This is a genomic window from Nocardioides sp. GY 10113 (genome assembly GCF_004919105.1).
Taxonomy (GTDB): Bacteria; Actinomycetota; Actinomycetes; order Propionibacteriales; family Nocardioidaceae; genus Nocardioides.
Genome location: NZ_STGK01000001.1, coordinates 258,368 through 279,284, shown reverse-complemented (window position 1 = coordinate 279,284; position 20,917 = coordinate 258,368). Strand labels below are relative to the sequence as shown.

The 20,917-nt window shown below is 73.6% G+C and carries 18 protein-coding genes; 5 read left to right on the top strand and 13 right to left on the bottom strand.

Features of this window, described 5'->3' with window-relative positions:
• Window positions 1-75: 75 nt before the first annotated feature.
• A complete protein-coding gene (locus tag E8D34_RS01155) occupies window positions 76-1,593 on the top strand; it encodes a SulP family inorganic anion transporter (protein WP_136592729.1) in 1,518 nt (505 codons plus the stop codon).
• Between the two features lie 45 nt (window positions 1,594-1,638).
• Here E8D34_RS01155 and E8D34_RS01150 read toward each other — a convergent pair whose 3' ends face one another.
• Window positions 1,639-2,586 carry a YhjD/YihY/BrkB family envelope integrity protein gene (locus tag E8D34_RS01150; protein ID WP_136592728.1) on the bottom strand — a complete coding sequence of 316 codons (948 nt, stop codon included), beginning with the start codon at window positions 2,584-2,586 and terminating at the stop codon, window positions 1,639-1,641.
• Window positions 2,587-2,728: 142 nt separating this feature from the next.
• Here E8D34_RS01150 and E8D34_RS01145 point away from each other — a divergent pair, with 142 nt between their 5' ends.
• Window positions 2,729-3,127 (top strand): hypothetical protein, encoded by a 399-nt coding sequence (locus E8D34_RS01145; protein WP_136592727.1) that lies wholly within the window; start codon window positions 2,729-2,731, stop codon window positions 3,125-3,127.
• 125 nt (window positions 3,128-3,252) lie between these two features.
• On the opposite strand, the gene alc is transcribed toward E8D34_RS01145, so the two are convergent.
• From alc to E8D34_RS01095, 10 genes are all read right to left on the bottom strand, one after another.
• Window positions 3,253-4,215 carry an allantoicase gene (gene alc / locus E8D34_RS01140; protein WP_136592726.1) on the bottom strand — a complete coding sequence of 321 codons (963 nt, stop codon included), beginning with the start codon at window positions 4,213-4,215 and terminating at the stop codon, window positions 3,253-3,255.
• Window positions 4,212-5,528: an allantoinase AllB gene (allB, locus tag E8D34_RS01135; RefSeq protein ID WP_136592725.1), complete on the bottom strand. Its 1,317-nt coding sequence runs from the start codon at window positions 5,526-5,528 to the stop codon at window positions 4,212-4,214. Before allB ends, alc begins: the two co-directional genes overlap by 4 nt.
• Complete coding sequence (pucL, locus tag E8D34_RS01130) at window positions 5,525-6,394, bottom strand: factor-independent urate hydroxylase (RefSeq protein WP_136592724.1); 870 nt, start codon at window positions 6,392-6,394, stop codon at window positions 5,525-5,527. Before pucL ends, allB begins: the two co-directional genes overlap by 4 nt.
• Window position 6,395: 1 nt before the next feature.
• Window positions 6,396-6,689, bottom strand: coding sequence for a hydroxyisourate hydrolase (gene uraH / locus E8D34_RS01125; RefSeq protein WP_136592723.1), 294 nt, complete (start codon window positions 6,687-6,689; stop codon window positions 6,396-6,398).
• Window positions 6,686-7,219, bottom strand: a complete 534-nt coding sequence (gene uraD / locus E8D34_RS01120; protein ID WP_136592722.1) for a 2-oxo-4-hydroxy-4-carboxy-5-ureidoimidazoline decarboxylase — start codon at window positions 7,217-7,219, stop codon at window positions 6,686-6,688. The genes uraH and uraD overlap by 4 nt, the downstream gene beginning before the upstream one ends.
• Window positions 7,216-8,436, bottom strand: a complete 1,221-nt coding sequence (locus E8D34_RS01115) for an aldolase/citrate lyase family protein (RefSeq protein WP_240771019.1) — start codon at window positions 8,434-8,436, stop codon at window positions 7,216-7,218. The genes uraD and E8D34_RS01115 overlap by 4 nt, the downstream gene beginning before the upstream one ends.
• Window positions 8,429-10,015: a malate synthase A gene (gene aceB, locus E8D34_RS01110; RefSeq protein WP_136592721.1), complete on the bottom strand. Its 1,587-nt coding sequence runs from the start codon at window positions 10,013-10,015 to the stop codon at window positions 8,429-8,431. Before aceB ends, E8D34_RS01115 begins: the two co-directional genes overlap by 8 nt.
• 312 nt (window positions 10,016-10,327) lie before the next feature.
• The gene (gene xdhC, locus E8D34_RS01105) at window positions 10,328-11,158 is read right to left on the bottom strand and encodes a xanthine dehydrogenase accessory protein XdhC (protein ID WP_240771018.1); all 831 of its coding nucleotides are present in this window, start codon (window positions 11,156-11,158) and stop codon (window positions 10,328-10,330) included.
• Window positions 11,159-11,177: 19 nt separating this feature from the next.
• Entirely contained in the window at window positions 11,178-13,490 is a 2,313-nt protein-coding gene (locus tag E8D34_RS01100; protein ID WP_136592719.1) for a molybdopterin cofactor-binding domain-containing protein, read from the bottom strand.
• On the bottom strand, window positions 13,487-14,935 hold the full coding sequence (locus E8D34_RS01095; protein ID WP_136592718.1) for an FAD binding domain-containing protein: 1,449 nt from the start codon (window positions 14,933-14,935) through the stop codon (window positions 13,487-13,489). The genes E8D34_RS01100 and E8D34_RS01095 overlap by 4 nt, the downstream gene beginning before the upstream one ends.
• A 220-nt stretch (window positions 14,936-15,155) precedes the next feature.
• Between E8D34_RS01095 and E8D34_RS01090 the strand changes: the two genes are divergently transcribed.
• The gene (locus tag E8D34_RS01090; RefSeq protein ID WP_136592717.1) at window positions 15,156-16,574 is read left to right on the top strand and encodes an FAD-linked oxidase C-terminal domain-containing protein; all 1,419 of its coding nucleotides are present in this window, start codon (window positions 15,156-15,158) and stop codon (window positions 16,572-16,574) included.
• A 24-nt stretch (window positions 16,575-16,598) separates the two neighbouring features.
• On the opposite strand, the gene E8D34_RS01085 is transcribed toward E8D34_RS01090, so the two are convergent.
• Window positions 16,599-17,294 carry a hypothetical protein gene (locus tag E8D34_RS01085; protein ID WP_136592716.1) on the bottom strand — a complete coding sequence of 232 codons (696 nt, stop codon included), beginning with the start codon at window positions 17,292-17,294 and terminating at the stop codon, window positions 16,599-16,601.
• A gap of 295 nt (window positions 17,295-17,589) precedes the next feature.
• On the opposite strand from E8D34_RS01085, the gene E8D34_RS01080 reads away from it, so the two are divergent.
• The gene (locus E8D34_RS01080) at window positions 17,590-18,972 is read left to right on the top strand and encodes an MBL fold metallo-hydrolase (RefSeq protein ID WP_136592715.1); all 1,383 of its coding nucleotides are present in this window, start codon (window positions 17,590-17,592) and stop codon (window positions 18,970-18,972) included.
• Window positions 18,973-19,060: 88 nt separating this feature from the next.
• Window positions 19,061-19,222: a hypothetical protein gene (locus E8D34_RS20655; protein ID WP_168929290.1), complete on the top strand. Its 162-nt coding sequence runs from the start codon at window positions 19,061-19,063 to the stop codon at window positions 19,220-19,222.
• A 186-nt stretch (window positions 19,223-19,408) separates the two neighbouring features.
• Here E8D34_RS20655 and E8D34_RS01075 read toward each other — a convergent pair whose 3' ends face one another.
• Complete coding sequence (locus E8D34_RS01075) at window positions 19,409-20,914, bottom strand: CoA-acylating methylmalonate-semialdehyde dehydrogenase (RefSeq protein ID WP_136592714.1); 1,506 nt, start codon at window positions 20,912-20,914, stop codon at window positions 19,409-19,411.
• Window positions 20,915-20,917 lie beyond the last annotated feature (3 nt).

Here is a 20,917-nt window from a genome sequence, read left to right as displayed (position 1 = left end):
GACGTGGTGGGGTGCGTCCCGCCGCGCCTCGACGCCTGAGCCGCGAAACCCGCGACCCGAGACCGGAGCCGAGCCTTGTCCCAGCCCCAGACCGCCACCGCCGTACCGCCGGCGCCGCCGCAGCACACCGTGCGCGCGGTGCTGCGCTCCCCCCAGCTGCTGCGCACCGAGGCGCTCGCCGGACTGGTGGTCGGCCTGGCGCTGATCCCCGAGGCCATCGCGTTCTCGATCATCGCCGGCGTCGACCCGCGGGTCGGCCTCTTCGCGTCGTTCACGATGGCGGTGGCGATCTCGTTCCTGGGCGGTCGCCCCGCGATGATCTCGGCCGCGACCGGAGCCATCGCGCTGGTGATCGCGCCGGTGGTCCGCGACTACGGCTACGACTACCTGATCGCGACCGTGCTGCTCGGCGGCCTGATCCAGATCGCGCTCGGCGCGGCGGGGGTCGCCCGACTGATGCGCTACATCCCGCGCTCGGTGATGGTCGGCTTCGTCAACGCCCTGGCGATCCTGATCTTCTCCTCGCAGATCACCCACCTGGTCGACGTGCCGTGGCTGGTCTACCCGATGACCGCGGCCGGCGTCGCGATCATCGTGCTGTTCCCGCGGGTCAACACCGTGATCCCTGCCCCGCTGGTCGCCATCGCGGCGCTGACCGTGCTGGTCGTCGCCGGCGGCATCAACGTCCCGACCGTGGGCGACGAGGGCGCGCTGCCCGACAGCCTGCCGTCCTGGTTCTTCCCGGACGTGCCGTTCACGCTCGAGACGCTGAAGATCATCGCGCCGTACGCGCTCGGCATGGCGCTGGTCGGCCTGCTGGAGTCGCTGCTCACCGCGCAGCTCGTCGACGACATCACCGACACCCGCTCGGACAAGACCCGCGAGTCGCTGGGTCAGGGCGCGGCGAACGTGATCACCGGCTTCTTCGGCGGCATGGGCGGCTGCGCGATGATCGGCCAGACGATGATCAACGTGAAGATCTCGGGTGCCCGGACCCGCGTCTCCACCTTCCTGGCCGGTGTCTTCCTGCTGATCCTGGTGGTCGGCCTGGGCGACGTGGTCGCGATGATCCCGATGGCCGCGCTGGTCGCGGTGATGATCATGGTCTCGGTCGGCACCTTCGACTGGCACTCGATCCAGCCCTCCACGCTGCGCCGGATGCCGAAGTCCGAGACCACGGTCATGCTGACCACGGTCGCGTTCACCGTCGCCACCCACAACCTGGCGATCGGCGTGGTCGTCGGCGTGCTGGTCGCGATGACGCTCTTCGCCCGTCGGGTCGCGTCGCTGACCCAGCTGCACCGCGAGCTGGTCACCCTCGACGGGGTGGAGACCGCGCGCTACCGCGTCACCGGCGAGCTCTTCTTCGCCTCCAGCAACGACCTGTACGCCCAGTTCGAGTACGCCGCCGACCCGGCGCACGTGCTGATCGACCTCAGCGACTCCCACATCTGGGACGCCTCGACCGTGGCGGCGCTGGACGCGGTCACCACCAAGTACGAGCGGCACGGGACCACGGTCCGGATCATCGGGCTCAACCAGCCCAGCGCCGACCGGCACGAGCGGCTGACCGGCACGCTGGTCTCGCACTGATCCGGCACGAGTCCCGGCCCGAGACCGCGCAGGCCCGCCCGCTCGCTAGAGCCTCCCGGCCCGGCGGTCGGGCCCCGGGGTGGGTGCCGGCGTCGCCGGACCGCCGAAGCGGCGAGCCCAGGCGACGACCGGTCGCCAGCTGCCGATGACCTTGTGGACGGTCGGGTCCTCGGAGATCACCCGGCCCAGCAGGGCCGCCGCGACCATGATCGCGGCGTACCCGATCAGCCAGGTCGAGACCGCGAGGATCACGCCGAGGGTGCCGAACTGGTCGGCGTTGGCGCGCACGTACGGCGGCATCACCACCGACGAGCCGTGGTTGTAGACCACGCCGACGAAGCCGGTGAGGGCTGCACCGAGCAGCAGCCGGTGCCACGGCACGCGGCCGAAGAGCAACGCCCAGCTCGTCACCAGCCAGATCAGCGTCATCAGCAGTCCCTGGAGGGTGAACTCCAGCCCGTTGCCGAGGATCCCGTCGAGGCCGCCGATGATGCGCTTGATCGCCCCGAAGATCTGCAGCGTGACCAGCCAGCCGATCAGCCAGAGCAGGCAGCGCCGCAGCCCGGAGACGCCGCCGATGTGCTTGCGCTCCCAGATCCGCTCGTACATCCGCTGGATGGCGCGGGCGAAGCTGGTCGCCGAGAAGATCGTGATCGCCAGGCCGATGTAGCCGGTGTGGGTGCGCACCGTCAGCGGGTCGACCTCGGACTCGATGATCGACCTCCCCGAGCCGCCGACCCCCGACGCCGAGGAGAACGTGCTGACGGCTTCGCCGACCAGGTGCGGGAAGAAGGCGGCCAGCACCACCAGCGTCGGCACCAGCGCCAGCAGTCCCTGGGCGGCGATCAGCATGCAGCGGTCGATGAACTCGATCCGGACGAACTCGCTGATCAGCCGGCCGAAGATGGGGATCCGGTCGACCAGGCCCTTGGCCCGGTCCCGACGCAGCTGGTACGCCGACCGCCACCGCTCGCGGGTTCCGGCGATGTCCATCGTCCCTCACCTCCCGTCGCCCGCGCCGCGCGCCCGTCCGGCGGTGCGGGAGACACGGTACGCAAGCGGGGGGCCGGGTCGGCGCGAATCCACCCCGCCGCGGGTGGTCCCGTGCACCCCCGCACCGTGCCACGCTGACTCCATGAGCCACTCCGACACCCCCTCCAGTTGGGCGTCCGGCGTCAGCATCTTCGCCGGCGCGGCGCTCCTCACGATCGGCATCCTCCAGGTCCTCGAGGGCATCTCGGCGATCGCCAAGGACGAGATCTTCGCGGTCACCGAGAACTACGTCTTCGCCTTCGACCTCACCGCCTGGGGCTGGATCCACCTGGTGGTCGGCCTCCTCAGCGCGGCCACCGGCGGCGCGATCCTGGCCGGCCGGACCTGGGCCTACATGGCCGGCATCGGCTTCGCGGTCGCCTCGGCGGTGGTGAACTTCGCCTGGCTGCCCTACCAGCCGTTCTGGGCGGTCGTCATCGTCGCCTTCGACTTCTGGGTGATCTGGGCGCTGGCCAAGGTGCTCGGCAGCGACGACGGCTGACCCCCCGGTGTTGAGGCGCGAGCGAAGCGAGCCTCGCCCGGTGGTTGAGGTGCGAGCGAAGCGAGCCTCGAAACCAGCCGGCGGGCGCCTTGGCTTCGAGGCTCGTGGCTAGCGCTCCCCGTACCTCACCCAGCGGCGACGAGCTCGCCCCAGACCCGCAGCCGCGCCATCCCCCCGTCGGGGAAGACGTCGAGCCGCACGGACTCCACCGGCGTCGCGGCCCCCGCGGTGCCCTCGACCACGAAGACGTGCCGGGTGTCGGGCTGCAGCCGGGTCCGCGGGAGGAGATCGACGTCCCCGTCGGGGCCGCGGCCGGTCACCGACGCCCAGCCGGGGGCGTTGCCGACGAAGTAGCTGGTGTCCAGCTCCAGCCGCCGCACGACGCCGCGGCCGGCCAGCCGCACCTCCACGAAGTCGTTGCCGTCGTCGCGGCGCCGGGCGTTCTCCCAGCCGTCGCCCATGCTCCGCGCCCGGCCGGGGAGCAGCAGCTGCGTGGCGGAGCCGTAGAAGGCGTCGGAGCAGCCGGTCACCACCCCGCCGTTCTCCAGCGCGGCCAGGTCGATGGTGCCGGTCAGCAGCGCCGGGTCCGGCTCGGCCACCCCGTGCACCCGGAACCGAGCGACGCCACCGTCGGGGTAGATGGTGAGCCGGACGTGGGTGATCCGGCGGCCGGCCGCCTCGTCCGAGAGCCCGAACGCGTTCTCGCAGTCGCCCTTGACCGCCACCTTCTCCAGCAGCGGGAACCAGCCGACGATCGCCTCCGGGTCCGGGTAGCCGTCGACCACGGCCCCCTCGACCGAGACGTACGGCGGGTAGTTGCCGGCGAAGTAGGCGGTGTCCACCACGACGCCGTGCACCCGTCCGGGCACCGCGAGGCGCACGATCGCGTGGTCGGAGCCGGGTGTCCGCCGACGGCGGGTCTCCCAGCCGTCGTACACCTTGCCCTTGTGCCCGAAGTCGTCCGAGCGCTGCGCCGGGCCGGGCTTGATCAGGTTCTCCTTCTCCGCGAAGAGCTCGTCGTTCGCGTGGACCACCGCGCCGCCCAGGGCGCGGGCAGCCAGGTCCGGCAGGTTCCGGAAGTCCGTCACAGGGGTTTCCTCCTCAGCAGCCGACCACGCGGCTCGTCGTCCGGCTCGATCCGGTTCCCGGCCAGCCAGGTGCTGCGCACCCGGCCGGTCACCTCGCGGCCGTGGTACGGCGAGACCGGGTTGCGATGCTCCAGGGCCGGGGCGTCGATGGTCCAGCGCTCGTCCGGCGCGAAGACGACCAGGTCCGCGTCGCCGCCGACCGCGATCCGTCCCTTGTGGCCGAACCGGACCAGCTCGGCGGGCCGGGTCGCCATCCAGGTGACCACCTCCGACAGGCCGATGCCGCGCGCGCGGGCCTCCGTCCAGACCAGGGCGAGGCCCAGCTGCAGCGAGGCGATGCCGCCCCAGGCGGTGCGGAAGTCGCCGGTCAGCTTCAGGTCCGCGGTGGCCGGCGAGTGGTCGGAGACCACGCAACGCAGGGTGCCGTCCCGCAGCGCGGCCCAGAGCCGGTCCTGGTGCGACCGCGTGCGGATCGGCGGGCAGCACTTGAACTCGGTGGCGTCGTCGTCCACGTCGGCGTCGGTCAGCGTCAGGTAGTGCGGGCAGGTCTCCGCGCTCAGCACGCCGGGGTGGGCGGCCAGCACGTCCAGCGCCTCGGCGCCCGACACGTGGACGACGTGGATCAGGCAGCCGGTGGCCTCCGCGACCTCGACCAGCCGGGCCACCGCGTCCCCCTCGGACGGGCCGGGGCGCGACGCCAGGAAGTCGGCGTACCCGGGTCCGGCGGGGTCGGCGATCTGCTCGGCGTCCTCGGCGTGCACGATCAACGGCACCTGCAGCCGACGGAGCTCGGCGGCGGCGGCCTCGAGCTCGGCGTCCGACAGCGGCGGGAACTCCGCCACCCCCGAGTCGAGCAGGAAGCACTTGAAGCCGACCACGCCGGCCTCGGTCAGCGGCGCCAGGTCGGCCAGGTTGCCCGGTACGGCGCCGCCCCAGAAGCCGACGTCGACGAAGCACTGGCCCTCCGCGGCCGCCCGCTTGACCTCCAGCGCCTCGACCGAGGTAGTCGCCGGGATCGAGTTGAGCGGCATGTCGACGAGCGTGGTCACCCCGCCGGCGGCCGCCGCGCGGGTGGCGGTGGCGAAGCCCTCCCACTCGGTGCGGCCGGGCTCGTTGACGTGGACGTGGGTGTCGACCAGGCCGGGCAGCAGCACCTCGTCGTCGGCCAGGGCGATGATCCGGTCGCCGACGGAGAGCTCCCGGTCGGCCCGGACCTCCTCGATCGAGGCGATCCGGCCGTCCTCGACCACCACGTCGCGCGGGGTCGGCTCGGCCACGTCCGGCAGGACGACGCGCCCCCGGAAGACGATCACTCGCGCACCACCGTCGCCTCGATCAGCCCATAGGGCCGGTCGGCGGCGTAGAAGACCTCGCCGTCGTTGGCGATGCCGAACCGGTCGAGGTCGTAGAGGAAGTGGTGCTTGTTCGGCGCCGCGAACGAGATCTCGGCGATCTCGGGGTGCTTCTCCAGCACGGCGCTGCCCATCGCGAAGAGCGTCTGCTGCAGCGCCTTGCTGTAGTGGTCGGCGAACGTGCCCAGCACGGTCTCGACCACCGAGGAGTACGCCGCCTCCCAGTCCACGCTCCCGGCGCCGGTGGTGGCGGCGTACCGCCAGGTGGCGACCAGCGAGGTGGCCAGGATCCGGTCGTCCGCCTCCTCCAGGGTGGTGAACTCGTCGACCAGGAAGCCGCGGAACTCCGACCCGGTCGACTTCAGGATCACCAGGTCCTTGATCCCGGAGACCACGCTGACCCCGGCGGGGCCCATCTCGACCACGGTGGTGCGCACCCCGCGCCCGGAGCGGACGAAGGCGTGGTCGTGGTCGCCGATCCGCTCCCAGGCGTACTGCTCCACCGCGATCCGCGCCTCCTCGGCGGCCGGGGTCGCCTCGAGCAGCCGCGTACCGATCGCGATCGCGTACTCCTCGACCGCGCCGGTGGCGTGCTCCTTGGCCAGCGCGAACGCGGTGTTCTTCTGGGTGTCGGTGGGCAGCACCGCGGACTGGTCGCCGACGGTGTGCGCGGCCGTGAAGTCGCCGCGCAGGCTGGTGGAGACGTTGAAGTCGTGGATCTCGTGCCGCGGGGTGTCCCGGACGATCCGGACGACGCGGTTCTCCGCCTTGCCGTACTGGTTGGCACCCAGGCGGATCCCGGCGGTCGAGGTGGTCGGAGCGGTCATGTCAGGACCCCCTGTAGGTCGAGTAGGAGTAAGGGCTGAGCAGCAGCGGCACGTGGTAGTGGCCGTCGTCGTCGACGGCGAACGTGATCACCACCTCGGGGTAGAACGGCGTCGCCACCTCGAAGGTCAGCCGGTAGGTGCCGTGCGGCAGCGCCTCGGGGCCGAGCTCGCGGACCCGGCCGTCGTCGTCGGTGACGCCGGTGGCCTCGATCCCCGGCCCCTCCAGCCGGACCGGTACACCGGCGTAGGGCCGCCCGGCGGCGGCGTCGAGCACGTGGGTGGTCACCTGGCTCATCGGTCGTCCTCCTCACCATCACCGGCGCTCGGGCCGAGCACCGCCTTGCCGATCCGGGAGAGCGCCAGCGAGCGCATCTGCTCGCGGACCTCGGCCTCCTCGGTCGCGTCGTCGTGGTCGAGCCGGCGCCGCAGGTGGCCGATGATCTCCTGGCCGCTGCGGCCCTGGGCGTGGATCAGGAAGACCCGGCCGAACCGCTCCTCGTAGGCGAGGTTGAGCGTGACCAGCTCGTCGGCCTCGGTGGCCCGGACACCGCCCTGCTCCTGGCGCGACCAGCGCGAGTGCGCGTCGGCGCCGGCGGCGCGCTCGCCGATCCGCGGGTGGGCGCGGACGGCCCGGTCGACCTCGGCGTCGGGCAGGGCGTCGAACGCCTCGCCGGCCGCGGCGGTCAGCTCGGTCAGGTCGGCGTACGGCCGGCCGGCGAGGACGGCGTCGACCCACTGCTCGCTCTCGCAGCAGGGCAGCAGGATCGCGGCCGCGTCGTCGGGCGCGGCGTCGTTCAGCCCCGCCAGCGTGGTCTCGGTGGTCATCCGGCTCCTCCCGCGGGGGTGGTCGGCGCGGTCAGGTCCAGCAGGTCGGCGGTCGGGTGCGGCACCTCGGCGGCGTCCACCGCACCGCACTCGACGGCGCGCAGCACGTAGTCGGCGAGCGCGGCCGCGGTGGCCGGCTCGTCCAGGTAGGTCGACGACTGCCGGCCCAGGTAGGCGTCGAGGCGCTCCAGCGCCAGCGTCAGCCCGTCGCGGAAGTAGGCGTAGGTGGCCAGGTACCGGCTCGGCAGCTGGGCGGGGTGCAGGTCCCAGCCCTGGTAGTAGCCGCGGTGCAGCGACCGGGTGACCAGGGCGGCGTGCAGCCGCCATCCCTCGGCACGCGCCTCGGCGCCCCCCACGGGCAGCACGTTGCAGGAGCCGTCGCAGACGAAGACGCCGGTGCCGGCCGCGGCGGCCTGCATCACCGCCTTGGCGTGGTCGGCGACCGCGTGGTCGAGCGCCTGGTCCCGGGCGGCGATGCCGAGCGATCGGGCGTAGTCGTAGGTTCCGTAGTGCAGCCCGGTGACCCGCCCCTCGCCGGCGGCGATCATCCGCGGCAGCGGGGCGGTGCCGTCGGGGCCGAGCACCGCCTGCGCGGTCTCCACCTGGATCTCGAAGGTGAGGGCGCCGTCCGCGAGCCCGTGGCGCGCCTCGAGGGTGCGGGCGATCAGCGCCATCGCCTCGACCTGCGCCACGGACGTGACCTTGGGCAGGGTCAGGTGGTCCTCGGCCCGGTGCGCCCCCGCGGCCAGCCAGCGGTCCAGCGTCCGCAGCCCCCGGGCCCGCGTGGGGGCCTCCAGCGACTTGAACCGGATCCCCTGCTCAGGGGCCCGTCCGCCGCCGGCGACCAGCGCCGCCACCCGGTCGACCTCCGCGTCCTCGACCTCGTCGGGTCGCACGCCGTAGCCGTCCTCGAAGTCGATCCGCAGGTCGTCGACCGGCCGACTGGCCAGCCGCGCGCGCACCCGCTCGACGACGGCCGGGTCGGCGCCGAGCACGTCGGCGCACTCCTCGAGCAGCCCGGCCGCCTCCGCGCCGTACCGGGCGAGGCTGTCGGCGTCGTAGCGGTCGGCCGGCACGTAGAGCGTGTGCACCGGCTGCGGCGCCCGCGGACGGGTACGGCGCCCCGCCAGCGTGGCGTCGGCGTCGGCGAGCAGGGCGTCGACCTCCTCGGCCAGGGCGTCGGGCAGCACCGCGGGCATCGTCGAACGCTCAGCCATCGATCGCCTCGTAGGCGGGCAGCGTCAGGAAGTCGACGTACGCCTCGTCGAGGACGACGCCCTCGAAGATCGGGCGGGCCTCGGCGACCTGGTCGCCGAGCTCGGCGGCCACCTCGTCGATGGTCGCGGCGACCAGCTCGCGGGTCACCGTGCGGCCGTCGTCGAGCACCGACCCGTTGTAGATCCACTGCCACAGCTGGGAGCGGGAGATCTCGGCGGTGGCGGCGTCCTCCATCAGGTTGTGGATGGCCACCGCGCCCTGGCCGCGCAGCCAGGCGGCCAGGTAGAGCAGCGCCACCTCGACGTTGAGCCGCATCCCGGCGTAGGTGATCGCGCCGGAGCCGTCCGCCCAGGCGGAGGCGACGTCGAGCAGGTCGGCGGCGCCGACCTCGACGTCGTCGCGCTGGCGGTCGAGCTGGTTGGGTCGGTCCCCCAGGACCGCGTCGAAGGCCTCGACGCAGATCGGCACCAGGTCGGGGTGGGCCACCCAGGAGCCGTCGAAGCCCTGGCCGGCCTCCCGCTCCTTGTCGGCCTTGACCTGGGCGAACGCCTTCGCGTTGACCTCGGCGTCGCGGCGGCTGGGGATGAACGCCGACATGCCGCCCATCGCGAAGGCGCCGCGCCGGTGGCAGGTCTTGACCAGCAGCTCGGCGTAGGAGCGCAGGAACGGCACGGTCATCGGGACCGCGGCGCGGTCGGGGAGGACGAACTCCGGGCCGGCGTCGCGGAAGCACTTGATCATCGAGAACAGGTAGTCCCAGCGGCCGGCGTTGAGGCCCGACGCGTGCTCACGCAGCTCGTAGAGGATCTCGTCCATCTCGAAGGCCGCCGGGACGGTCTCGATCAGGACGGTGGCGCGGATGGTGCCGCGCGGGATGCCGAGCGCGTCCTGGGCGTGGTTGAAGACGTCGTTCCACAGCCGCGCCTCGAGGTGGCTCTCCATCTTCGGCAGGTAGAAGTAGGGGCCGCTGCCCTGGCGGAGCAGCTCGGCGGCGTTGTGGAAGAAGTAGAGGCCGAAGTCGACCAGGGCGCCGGCCACCCGCGCGTTCCCGGCGGCATCGGCCAGCCCGGGGCCGAGGTCGATGCTCCGCTCGTCGAGGTGCCACCCGCGCGGCCGCATCACGATCGTGGCCAGCGGGTCGTCGTTCAGCGCGTAGGACTTGCCCTCGTCGGAGGTGAAGTCGACCTGGCGGCGGATCGCGTCGTAGAGGTTCACCTGGCCGCCGACGACGTTCGACCAGTGCGGGGTGCTGGCGTCCTCGAGGTCGGCCAGCCAGACCCGGGCTCCGGAGTTGAGCGCGTTGATCGTCATCTTCCGGTCGCACGGGCCGGTGATCTCGACCCGGCGGTCCTGCAGGTCGGTCGGCGCCGGCACGACGGTCCACTCGGCCTCGCGGACCTCGACGGTGTCGGGCAGGAAGCCCAGCGGCAGGCCGCGGCGAGCGGAGCGGGCGGCGAGCAGGTGCTCGCGCCGTACGCCGAAGGCCTCGTGCAGCCCGCGGACGAAGGCGAGCGCGTCCGGGGTGAGGATGCGGTCGGCGCCGGGGACCGGTTCGGTCGGGTGGGGCTGGTCGGACATCGTGGTGCAGGTCCTTTCGCGGTCGCGGATCGGATGAGCTGCGGACCCACGCCGATCGGACGGGTGGCGATCGGGTGGGGGGAGCTGTGGTGGGCTCGTCTCCGTCAGACGGTAGACGCAGGCGGCGCATGGGCCGGGCGAGCGCGTGCTCGACCAGCACCCTCGGCCGGGCCGGGACGCGGACCGCGATCGCGGGCGGCGCCTGCTGCCGATCGTGTCGACGCGGCGGGCGCCGGGTGAGGGCCACCGTGTCGACGTGGCCCACCAAGCGCAGCTGTTCGCCGACGAGCGACCACTTGGCGCCGGACCCTATCAGCCCAGCTCCGCCGCGGACCGGCGGTCCGCCGGGCGCTCGACGAGCGCCAGGACCTCGGCCGCGACGTCGACCGCGATCGCGGCCGGCTCCTTGCTGCGCACACCGCCGGCGCCGATCGGGCAGCGGATCCGGCCCTCGACCTCGGCGTCCTCGTGGCCCGCCGCCCGCAGCTGGCCGCGGAACCGGGACCACTTGGCCGCGGAGCCGATCAGGCCGATCGACGCCGGGCGACGGTGCGCCGGGACCCGCAGCGCGGCGTCGCAGATGGCCAGGTCCTCGGCGTGGTCGTGCGTCATCACCAGCAGGTGGGTGCCGGCGGGGAGCTCGGCGAGCGCGGCCTCCGGGAGCACCGGGAAGTGGCGGGTCTCGACGTGCGCCACGGCGCCGGCGACGGCCGCCGCCAGGTCGTGGGAGCCGAGGACCTCAGCGCGCGAGTCCACCAGGTGGAGGTCGAGGTCGAAGCGGCCGAGGATCCGGGCCAGCTCCAGCCCGACGTGGCCGGCCCCGAAGATCGCGACCGCCGGCACCACGGCGAGCGGCTCGATCAGCAGCGTCACCTCGCCGCCGCAGCACTGCACGCCGTGCTGGTACTCCGCCCGGTCGGAGAGCGCGACCGTCAGCGTCTCCGGCTCGGGGCTCGGGTCGGCCCCGGAGACCTCGCGAGCGCGCCGGATCGCGATCTCCTCGACGTTGCCGCCGCCGATCGATCCCCAGGTGCGGTCGGGGCCGACGACCATCTTCGCCCCGGCGTCCCGGGGCGCGTGGCCGCGTGCCTGGACGACCGTGACCAGCGCGCCGGGCAGGCGGTCCCGGCGCAGTGAGGTCACTCCGTCGATCCAGCCCACGTCAGACCGTCCCCACCAGGTCGCCCGGCTCACCGGCCGAGTCGTCCCGGGCAGCGGTGGTCGGGGTCCCGGCGCCGCCCCCGGCCCGGCGGGCCGCGTCCAGCGCCCAGTAGACCGCCTCGGGAGTCGCCGGCGAGGCGAGCTCCACCGTGCGCCCCGCGGGCCCGAACGCGCCGGCGGCCTCGCGCAGCGCCTCGCGCGCCGAGAACGCCAGCATCAGCGGCGGCTCGCCGACCGCCTTCGACCCGTGCACCACCCCGGTCTCGGTGGCGTCGGCGAGGAAGTCGACGTTGAGCACGTCGGGCAGCTCGGACAGGCTCGGCAGCTTGTAGGTGCTGGCGGCGTTGGTCAGCAGCCGGCCACGGCCCGGCCCGTCGGACTCGTCCCAGCGCAGGTCCTCCAGGGTGAGCCAGCCGAGGCCCTGCAGGTAGCCGCCCTCGACCTGGCCGCGGTCGACCAGCGGGGAGAGCGAGTCGCCGACGTCGTGGACGATGTCGACGCGTCGTACGACGTAGGCGCCGGTGAAGCCGTCGACCTCCACCTCGGTCGCGGCGACGCCGTAGGCGAAGTACTTGAACGGGTGGCCGCGCATCGCCCTGGCGTCCCAGCTCAGGCCCTCGGTCCGGTAGAAGCCGGCGGCGGAGAGCTGGATCCGGGCCAGGTACGCCGCCTCGACCCGCTCCTCCCAGGTCTCACCGGGCACGTCGGCGATCCGCTCCAGGATCTGCTCGCAGGCGTTCTTCACCGCCGCGCCGTTGAGGTCCGCGCCCGAGGAGGCGGCGGTGGCCGAGGTGTTGGGCACCTTGTCGGTGCGGGTCGGTGCGAGCCGCACCTTCTCGGCCGGCAGGCCGAGGGCGGTGGCCGCGACCTGGAGCATCTTGGTGTGCAGGCCCTGGCCCATCTCGGTGCCGCCGTGGTTGATCAGCACCGACCCGTCCCGGTAGACGTGCACCAGCGCGCCGGCCTGGTTGAACGCGGTGAAGTTGAACGAGATGCCGAACTTCACCGGGGTCACCGCCAGGCCGCGCTTGCGGTGCTCGTGCGTGGCGTTGAACGCCGCGACCTCCTCGCGCCGCGCGGCGAGGTCGCCGCGCGCCTCGACCTGGTCCCAGGCCGCCGCCAGCCGCTCCGGGTGGCGGACCGGCTGGCCGTACGGCGTCTCCTGGCCCGCCGCGTAGAGGTTGCGCCGCCGCAGGTCGCCGGGGTCGATCCCGAGCAGCGGCGCGCACCGGCCCAGGATGTCCTCGATCACCAGCATCCCCTGCGGGCCGCCGAAGCCGCGGAACGCGGTCTGGGAGGTCTTGTGCGTCCGCGCGACGCGGCCGGCCGCGCGGATGTGCGGGATCCAGTAGGCGTTGTCGACGTGGCACAGCGCCCGGGAGAGCACCGGCTCGGAGAGGTCCAGGCTCCAGCCGCCGTCGGCGGTCAGCGTGGTGTCCAGCGCGAGGATCCGGCCCTCGTCGTCGAAGCCGACGCGCCAGGCGGCGTGGAAGCCGTGCCGCTTGCCGGTCATCGTCATGTCCTGGGCCCGGGTCAGCCGGACCCGCACCGGCCGCCCGGTCAGGGTGGCGCCCAGGGCGGCGATGGCGGCGTACCCGTGCGGCTGCATCTCCTTGCCGCCGAAGCCGCCGCCCATCCGCAGGCACTGCACGGTGACCTCGTGGCTGCGCAGCCCGAGCACGTGGGCCACGATCTCCTGGGTCTCGGTGGGGTGCTGGGTGCTGCACTGCACGAAGACCTGGCCGGCCTCGTCGACCTGGGCCAGCGAGCAGTGTGTCTCCAGGTAGAAGTGCTCCTGGCCGGCGAATTCGGTCTCGCCCTCCACGATCCGGGCCGCGGCCGCGAAGCCGGCATCCAGGTCGCCGCGCTCCGCGCACAGCGCCATGCCCTGGAAGTGGCCGCCCTCGATCGCCTCGCGGACCGTCACCACCGACGGCAGTGGCTCGTAGTCGACCTCGACCGCCTCCGCACCGAGCCGGGCAGCCTCCAGGGTCTCGCCGAGCACCCAGGCGACGGAGTGGCCGTGGAACATCACCTCGTCGGGGAAGAGCGGCTCGTCGTGCTTGACGCCGGCGTCGTTGACCCCGGGCACGTCGGCGGCGGTCAGCACCCGTACGACGCCGTCGACCGCGTAGGCGGGGGCCACGTCGAGGCGGGTGACCCGGGCGTGGGTGTGCGGCGCCTGCACCGGATGGGCGTGCAGCGTGCCGTGCAGGCGGCCGACCAGGTCGTCGGTGTAGAGCGCCTCGCCGGTCACGTGGCCGGCGGCGCTCTCGTGCGCGACGGCGGCGCCCACCCCCGTGCTCGCGCTCATGCCGGGCTCCCCTCTGCCTGCCCCGCAGGCTCCAGCTCGGCGTGGAAGCGGCGCAGGGCCTGGCCGAGCATCGCGGTGCGGTACGCCGCGCTGGCCCGGTGGTCGTCCATCGGGGTGCCCTCGCCGGCGAGCACGGTGGCGGCGCGCTCGACGGTCTCCTCGGTCCACGGCTGGTCCACCAGGGCCGCCTCGGTCGCCAGGGCGCGGATCGGGGTGGCCGCGACGCCGCCGAGGCCGATCCGGGCGCCGCGGACCACCCGGCCCCCGGGGCCGGCGCCCGAGCCGTCGTCGACCAGGTCCAGCGCGATCGCGACCGCGACGCTGGAGATGTCGTCGAAGCGTCGCTTGGCGATCTTGTGGAAGGCGGTCGCGCCGGCGAGCGGGAGCGGGACACGGACCGCGCGGATCAGCTCGGCCGGTCGGCGTACCGAGGTGCGGTAGCCGGTGAAGTAGCGGTCGAGCCGGACCGTCCGCTCGCCCTCGAGCGAGGCCAGCACGACCTCGGCGTCCAGGGCCAGCAGCGCCGGGGCGAGGTCGCCGATCGGGGACCCGGTGCCGAGGTTGCCGCCGATGGTGGCGGTGTTGCGGATCAGCCGGGAGGCGAACTGCGGCAGGGTCTGTGCGAGCAGCGGCACCCGGCCGTCGAGGCCGCGCTCGACCTCGGTAAGGGTCAGCGCGGCGCCGATCTCGACCGCTCCGGACCGGTCGGGGCCGTCGGTCCAGGTGAGCGTGCGCAGCTCCGGCAGCCGGTCGATCGCGACCACCCGCTCGTGGCGGGTGCCCTTGAGGTTGGCCTCCACCCCGGCATCGGTCCAGCCGGCGACCGGAACGGCGTCGGGGTCCTCGGCCAGCAGCCGGAGCGCCGCGGGGAGCGCGGCCGGGCGGACGAACCACCCGGTGGGCGCCGCCGGGGCGGCGGGCGGCTCCTCGCGGGTCCGCCGCAGCAGCGGGTCGTCCTCGGGCGCCGGGCCGAGCGCCTCGGCGGCCTCGACGATCGGCCGGTAGCCGGTGCAGCGGCACAGGTTGCCGCTCAGCGCGTGGTGGTCGAACCCCTCGCGGCCGGGCCGGTAGTACTCGGCGGCCATCGAGCAGATGAAGCCGGGCGTGCAGTAGCCGCACTGGGAGCCGCCGCGCTCGGCCATCTCCCGCTGCACCGGGTGCAGCCCCGGCCTCCCGTCGGCGCCGAGGGCGAGCCCCTCGGCGGTGCGCACCTCCTGGCCGGCGAGCGCGGCGGCGGGCAGCAGGCAGGCGTTGACCGCCACCCACTCGGTCGGCGCGTCGATGCCGGGCCGCGCGACGAGCACCGCGCAGGCGCCGCACTCACCTTCCGCGCAGCCCTCCTTGGCGCCGGTCAGCCCGCGCTCGCGCAGCCAGTCGAGTGCGTTCTCGTGCGCGCGCGCCGGAGCCGTCCTCGGTTCGCCGTTGACCAGCGCCGAGACCTCCATGCAGCCACCCCCGTCTTCCGTCGGAACGCTCCACCGTCCCACCGACGGCGTCACGCCGGTGGGAGGTCCGCACAGGTGAAACATCGATTTTATGTCGGAAGCGGTCGTTTGCGCGCGGATCGAGTGAGCACCGTTCCGGCGGGCGCAAGGCTTGTCGCGAGGTTTGTAGGGTGCCGAGGAAGAACAAGGTCGGCGACGGCGCCGGCGACGGAGGTGTCCGATGGCGACGCAGCTGGACCTCGGGGCGCTGGTCGACGCGCTCCGCGACGACCTGGGCGATGACCTGGCCGATGACCTGGGCGATGACCTGGGCGACGACGTCGTCCTGGTGGACCCGGACCGGATGGCCGGCTACCGGTGGGACCGGGCGCAGGACCCCGCCGCGGGGGTGCCGCTGGCCGTCGTACGGGCGCGGAGCACGGCGGACGTGCAGGCCGCGGTCCGGTTCGCCGCCGAACACGGCCTGGCGGTGGTGACCCGGGGCGCGGGCACCGGGCTGTCGGGCGGCTCCTCGGCCCTCGACGGCTGCCTGGTGGTCTCGACCGAGCGGATGCGCGCGATCGAGGTCGACCCGGCGACCCGGACCTGCGTGGTCGAGCCGGGACTGCTGAACGCCGAGGTCAAGGCGGCCGCCGCGGAGCACGGGCTCTGGTACCCGCCGGACCCCTCGTCGTTCGAGATCTGCTCCATCGGCGGCAACGTCGCCACCAACGCCGGCGGCCTGTGCTGCGTGAAGTACGGCGTGACCACCGACTACGTGCTCGGGGTGACGGTCGTGCTCGCCGACGGGACGGCGGTCGAGCTGGGCGGACCGCGCCTCAAGGACGTCGCCGGACTGTCGCTGACCAAGCTGTTCGTCGGCAGCGAGGGGACGCTGGGGATCATCACCCGGATCGTGCTGCGACTGCTGCCGGCGCAGCGTCGGCCGGCCACGCTGGTGGCGACGTTCCCGGCGCTGGAGGCGGCGACGTCGGCGGTGCTCGGCATCACCCGGGTGCTGCGGCCCTCGATGCTGGAGCTGATGGACCGGGTGTCCATCAACGCGGTGGAGGACCTGACCCGGATGGGGTTGGACCGCAGCGCCGAGGCGCTGCTGGTCGTGCAGTCCGACGAACCGACCGACTCCGCCCGCGCCGAGCTCGCGCAGGTGGCGGAGATCTGCGCGGAGCACGGCGCCGCCGAGGTGCTCGCCACCGAGGACCCCGACGAGGGCGAGGCCTTCGTGGTCGCCCGGCGGATGACGATCCCCGCCGTCGAGCGGAAGGGCACGCTGCTGCTGGAGGACGTCGGCGTACCGGTGCCGCGGCTGGGCGCCCTGGTCACCGGGATCCAGCAGATCGCGGCGCGGCGCGGGGTCGAGATCGCCGTCGTGGCGCACGCCGGCGATGGCAACACCCACCCGCTGATCGTGGTCGACCCCACCGACGACGAGCAGGCGACGCGCGCCCAGCAGGCGTACGGCGAGGTGATGGAGCTGGCGATCGGGCTCGGCGGCACGATCACCGGCGAGCACGGCGTCGGGCGGCTCAAGCGCCCCTGGCTCGCGGACTACCTCGGGCCCGAGGCGATGGCGCTCAACCGGCGGATCAAGGCGGCGCTCGATCCCGCGGGGATCCTCAACCCCGGCGCGGGGGTCTGAGCCCTCACGGACGGCCGGGGTCGGTCACCCGACGGTGCGCCCCGGATCCCCCAGGCGGCGGGCCACCAGCTCGCGCGGCTCGTCGACCCACAGCGCCACGCGGGAGGCGGTGACCTCGCCGGCCGAGGTGCGCAGCGTCGTCGGGCCGTCGAGGCCGATCTCGACGTTGGTGCGGCTGCTGACCCCGACGAGGACGAGGTCGCCGTCGACGTGCAGCGTGGTCACCAGGCCGGGCAGCTCGTGCTCGGCGGGTCGGACGGTGGCCACCCGGTCCAGCGGCACCTCGACCCAGGTGCGGGCGCCGCTGCGGATCCGGAGCCGGTCGGCGGCGAGCAGGTGCGGGCGGACCCGGTGGGCGGCGATCATGCCGAGCATCCAGAGCGCGCCCCAGACCCCGAGCACCAGCAGCGGCAGGCGGATCGCCTCGGACCAGCCGGTGTCGATGGTGCGCAGCACGACCTCGATCACGACGGTCTCGATGGAGGCCGCGAAGGTCCACAGCCACAACAGCGGGGTGACCTGGCGGGCGTACCCGATCGCGGTCGTCCCCGCCGGCACGTCGGGGCGGCGCGCGAGCCACCGGGCGAGCGAGCGGTAGAGCGCCAGCTCGAGCAGCACCAGCTCCCGGGCCAGGCGACCCAGGCGGCCCAGGCGGCCCAGGGGACCCGACCGGGCCCCGGAGACGCGCGCCCGGGGGGCGTCCGTGTCACTCGTGCTCACCACATCCCGGAACCTATCCGCGGTCGGCGGGTGCCCGGGAATCCCGGTACGCGTGGGCTGCCTGCCCGATGGCGTGGGTCGTGTGCCCCAGACCCCCTCATGCCGGTGCCTCAGGCACACGACGCCAGCCGACGAGGGGGCGCGGACTGATCGGCGCGGACGGATCGGCGCGGACTGATCCGGTGGCGCGAAGGACTGGGGAATATCCCCCCGGGGGGTTATGGTTGTGTCTGTCATCGGGTGCAGCAGCACCCACCGACCTCCGCCGACGCCCCGCGCAAAGGAGCCCGCGACCATGATCTTCACCCAGTACTACCTCGACTGCCTGTCCCAGGCCTCGTACCTGATCGCGGACGAGGAGTCCGGCAACGCCGTCGTGGTGGACCCCCGCCGCGACATCGGCGAGTACCTCGCCGACGCCGAGGAGCGCGGCCTGCGGATCATCGGCGCGATCAACACCCACTTCCACGCCGACTTCGTCTCGGGCCACCTCGAGCTGGCGGACGCGACCGGCGCCTGGATCGGCTACGGCGAGGTCGCGGAGACCGAGTTCGACTCCCGCGCCCTGGCCGAGGGCGAGCGGATCCCGCTGGGCGGCCCCGACGGCGTCACCCTGGAGATCATGGCGACCCCGGGCCACACCCCGGAGTCGATCAGCGTGCTGGTCTACGAGCGCGGCACCGACGAGACGCCGTACGGCGTGCTCACCGGCGACGCGCTCTTCATCGGCGACGTCGGCCGCCCCGACCTGCTGGCCTCCTTCGGCGTGACCGCCACCCAGCTGGGCGAGATGCTCTACGACTCGGTCCAGCACAAGCTGATGGGCCTCGCCGACGAGGTCCGCGTCTTCCCGGCGCACGGCGCCGGCTCGGCGTGCGGCAAGAACCTGTCGACGGAGACGCAGTCCACGATCGGCGAGCAGCGCCGGTTCAACTACGCGTGCCAGCCGATGACGCAGGAGCAGTTCCTCGCCGTCGTCACCGCGGGCCAGCCGCCGGCCCCGGAGTACTTCGGCTACAACGCCACCCTCAACCGGCAGCAGCGCGAGCTGCACGCGCCGGACGCCGCGCTGCCGGCCCTGGACGCCGCCGCGTTCGACGCCGCGGTGGCCGCCGGCGCCGTGGTGATCGACGCCCGGGAGAACACCGCGTTCGCGGCCGGCCACCTGGCCGGGGCGATCAACGTGCCGGTCGACGGCCGGATGGCCGAGACCGTCGGCATGGTCACCGACCCCGACGCCACGATCGTCCTGATCGCCGCCGACGGCGACGAGCTCGAGGCCGCGACCCGGCTGGTCCGGATCGGGTTCGACGGCGCCATCGGCTACCTCGAGGACGTGGAGGGCTACCTGCTCTCCCACCAGGACCAGGTGCGCCGCGCCAGCCGGCTCACCCCCGACCAGCTGGTCCGCGCGCAGGCCGACCACCCGGTCCAGATCGTCGACATCCGCGGGCCCGGCGAGGTCGAGGCCGGGATGCTGCCCGGCGCGCTCACCATCCCGCTCGCCGAGCTGCGCAGCCGGGCGGGCGAGCTGGACCCGCACGCGCCCACGGTGCTCTACTGCGCGGGCGGATGGCGGTCCTCGGTCGGCGCGAGCCTGCTGCGCCACGAGGGGTTCGACGACGTCTCCGACATCCTGGGCGGCTACAGCGCCTGGGACGCGATGGCGCTGGCCTGATCCCCCACCCCGACCACCACCCCACCCGGTCCCTCCCGATCCCACCCGTCCCCCGAACCCCACCAGAACTGCTGAAAGAGGAATCCCCATGTGCTCTCCGGCCACCTGCAACAACTGCGGCAAGGCGTCCTACACCGGCTGCGGCCAGCACGTCGAGCAGGTCCTCGGTCACCTGCCCGCCGACCAGCGCTGCCAGTGCGACGCCCAGCCGCTCGCCGACACCCTGATGGGCAAGCTGTTCGGTCGCTGACCCGCGCGCCGGTCGAGGTGACCGGCCGCTGGTTGAGGTGCGAGGCGCCCCGGCGCCGAGCCTCGAAACCCCGGCACCTGAGTGGCGGTGGTTTCGAGGCTCGCTTCGCTCGCACCTCAACCACCACCCCGCCGTACGACGAAGCGGCCGCACCCCACCCGGGGCGCGGCCGCTTCGTCGTTCCGCTCAGGTGTTCTGCGGGAACCCCAGGTTGATGCCGCCGTGCGACGGGTCCATCCAGCGCGAGGTGACCGCCTTCTCGCGGGTGAAGAACTCCACGCCCTGCGGCCCGTAGGCCTTCGCGTCGCCGAACAGCGACTGCTTCCAGCCGCCGAAGGAGTGGTAGGCGACCGGCACCGGGATCGGCACGTTGACCCCGACCATGCCGACCTGCACGTCCCTGACGAAGCGCCGGGCGGCGCCGCCGTCGTGGGTGAAGATCGCCGTGCCGTTGCCGTAGGGGCCGCCGTTGACCAGCGCCACCCCCTCCTCGTACGACGCCACGCGCACCACCGAGAGCACCGGCCCGAAGATCTCGTCGGTGTAGACCGCCGAGGTGGTCGGGACGTGGTCGATCAGCGTGGGGCCGAGCCAGAACCCGTCGGCCGCCCCGTCGGCCTCGACCGCGCGGCCGTCGACGACCAGCGCGGCCCCGTCGGCCTCGGCGACGTCGAGGTAGCCGGCCACCTTGTCGCGGTGCTCCCGGGTGATCAGGGGCCCCATGTCGCAGGCGCGGCGGCCGTCGCCGGTGACCAGCTTGCCCATCCGGTCGGTGACCTTCTCGATCAGCTCGTCGCCGATCGGGTCGACGGCGACCACCACCGAGACCGCCATGCACCGCTCGCCCGCGGAGCCGAAACCGGCGTTGACGGCGGCGTCGGCGACCAGGTCGAGGTCGGCGTCGGGCAGCACCAGCATGTGGTTCTTCGCCCCGCCCAGCGCCTGGACCCGCTTGCCGTGGGCGGTGCCGGTCTCGTAGACGTACTTCGCGATCGGCGTGGAGCCCACGAACGAGATCGACGCGACGTCGGGATGGGTGAGCAGCGCGTCGACCGCCTCCTTGTCGCCGTGCACCACGTTGAGCACGCCGGGCGGCAGGCCGGCCTCGGCGAAGGCCTCCGCGATCCAGTTCGAGGAGCTCGGGTCCTTCTCGCTCGGCTTGAGCACGACGGTGTTGCCGGTGGCGATCGCGATCGGCACGAACCACAGCGGCACCATCGCCGGGAAGTTGAACGGGGTGATCACGCCGACCACGCCGAGCGGCTCCTTGAGGGAGTAGACGTCGACGTCGGTGGCGACCTCGACCGAGTGCGCCCCCTTGGCCAGGTGCGGGCTGCCGCAGGCGAACTCGACGACCTCCAGGCCGCGGGCGATCTCGCCGGCTGCGTCCGAGAGCACCTTGCCGTGCTCGGAGGTGAGGATCGCGGCCAGCTCGTCGCGGCGGCTGTTGAGGATCTCCCGGAACGCGAACATCACCTGCTGGCGGCGGGCGATCGAGGTGCGGCCCCAGGTCGCGAACGCCTCGGTCGCGGCGGCCACCGCGGCGTCGAGGTCCGCGGCGCTGGCCAGCCGGACGTGCTTGGTCACCTCCCCGAGCGCGGGGTCGTGGACCGGGGCGGTGCGGGTCGACGTACCGGCGGAGGGCGCGCCCCCGATCCAGTGGTCGAGGACGGGCAGGTCGGTGCTGGTCATGCG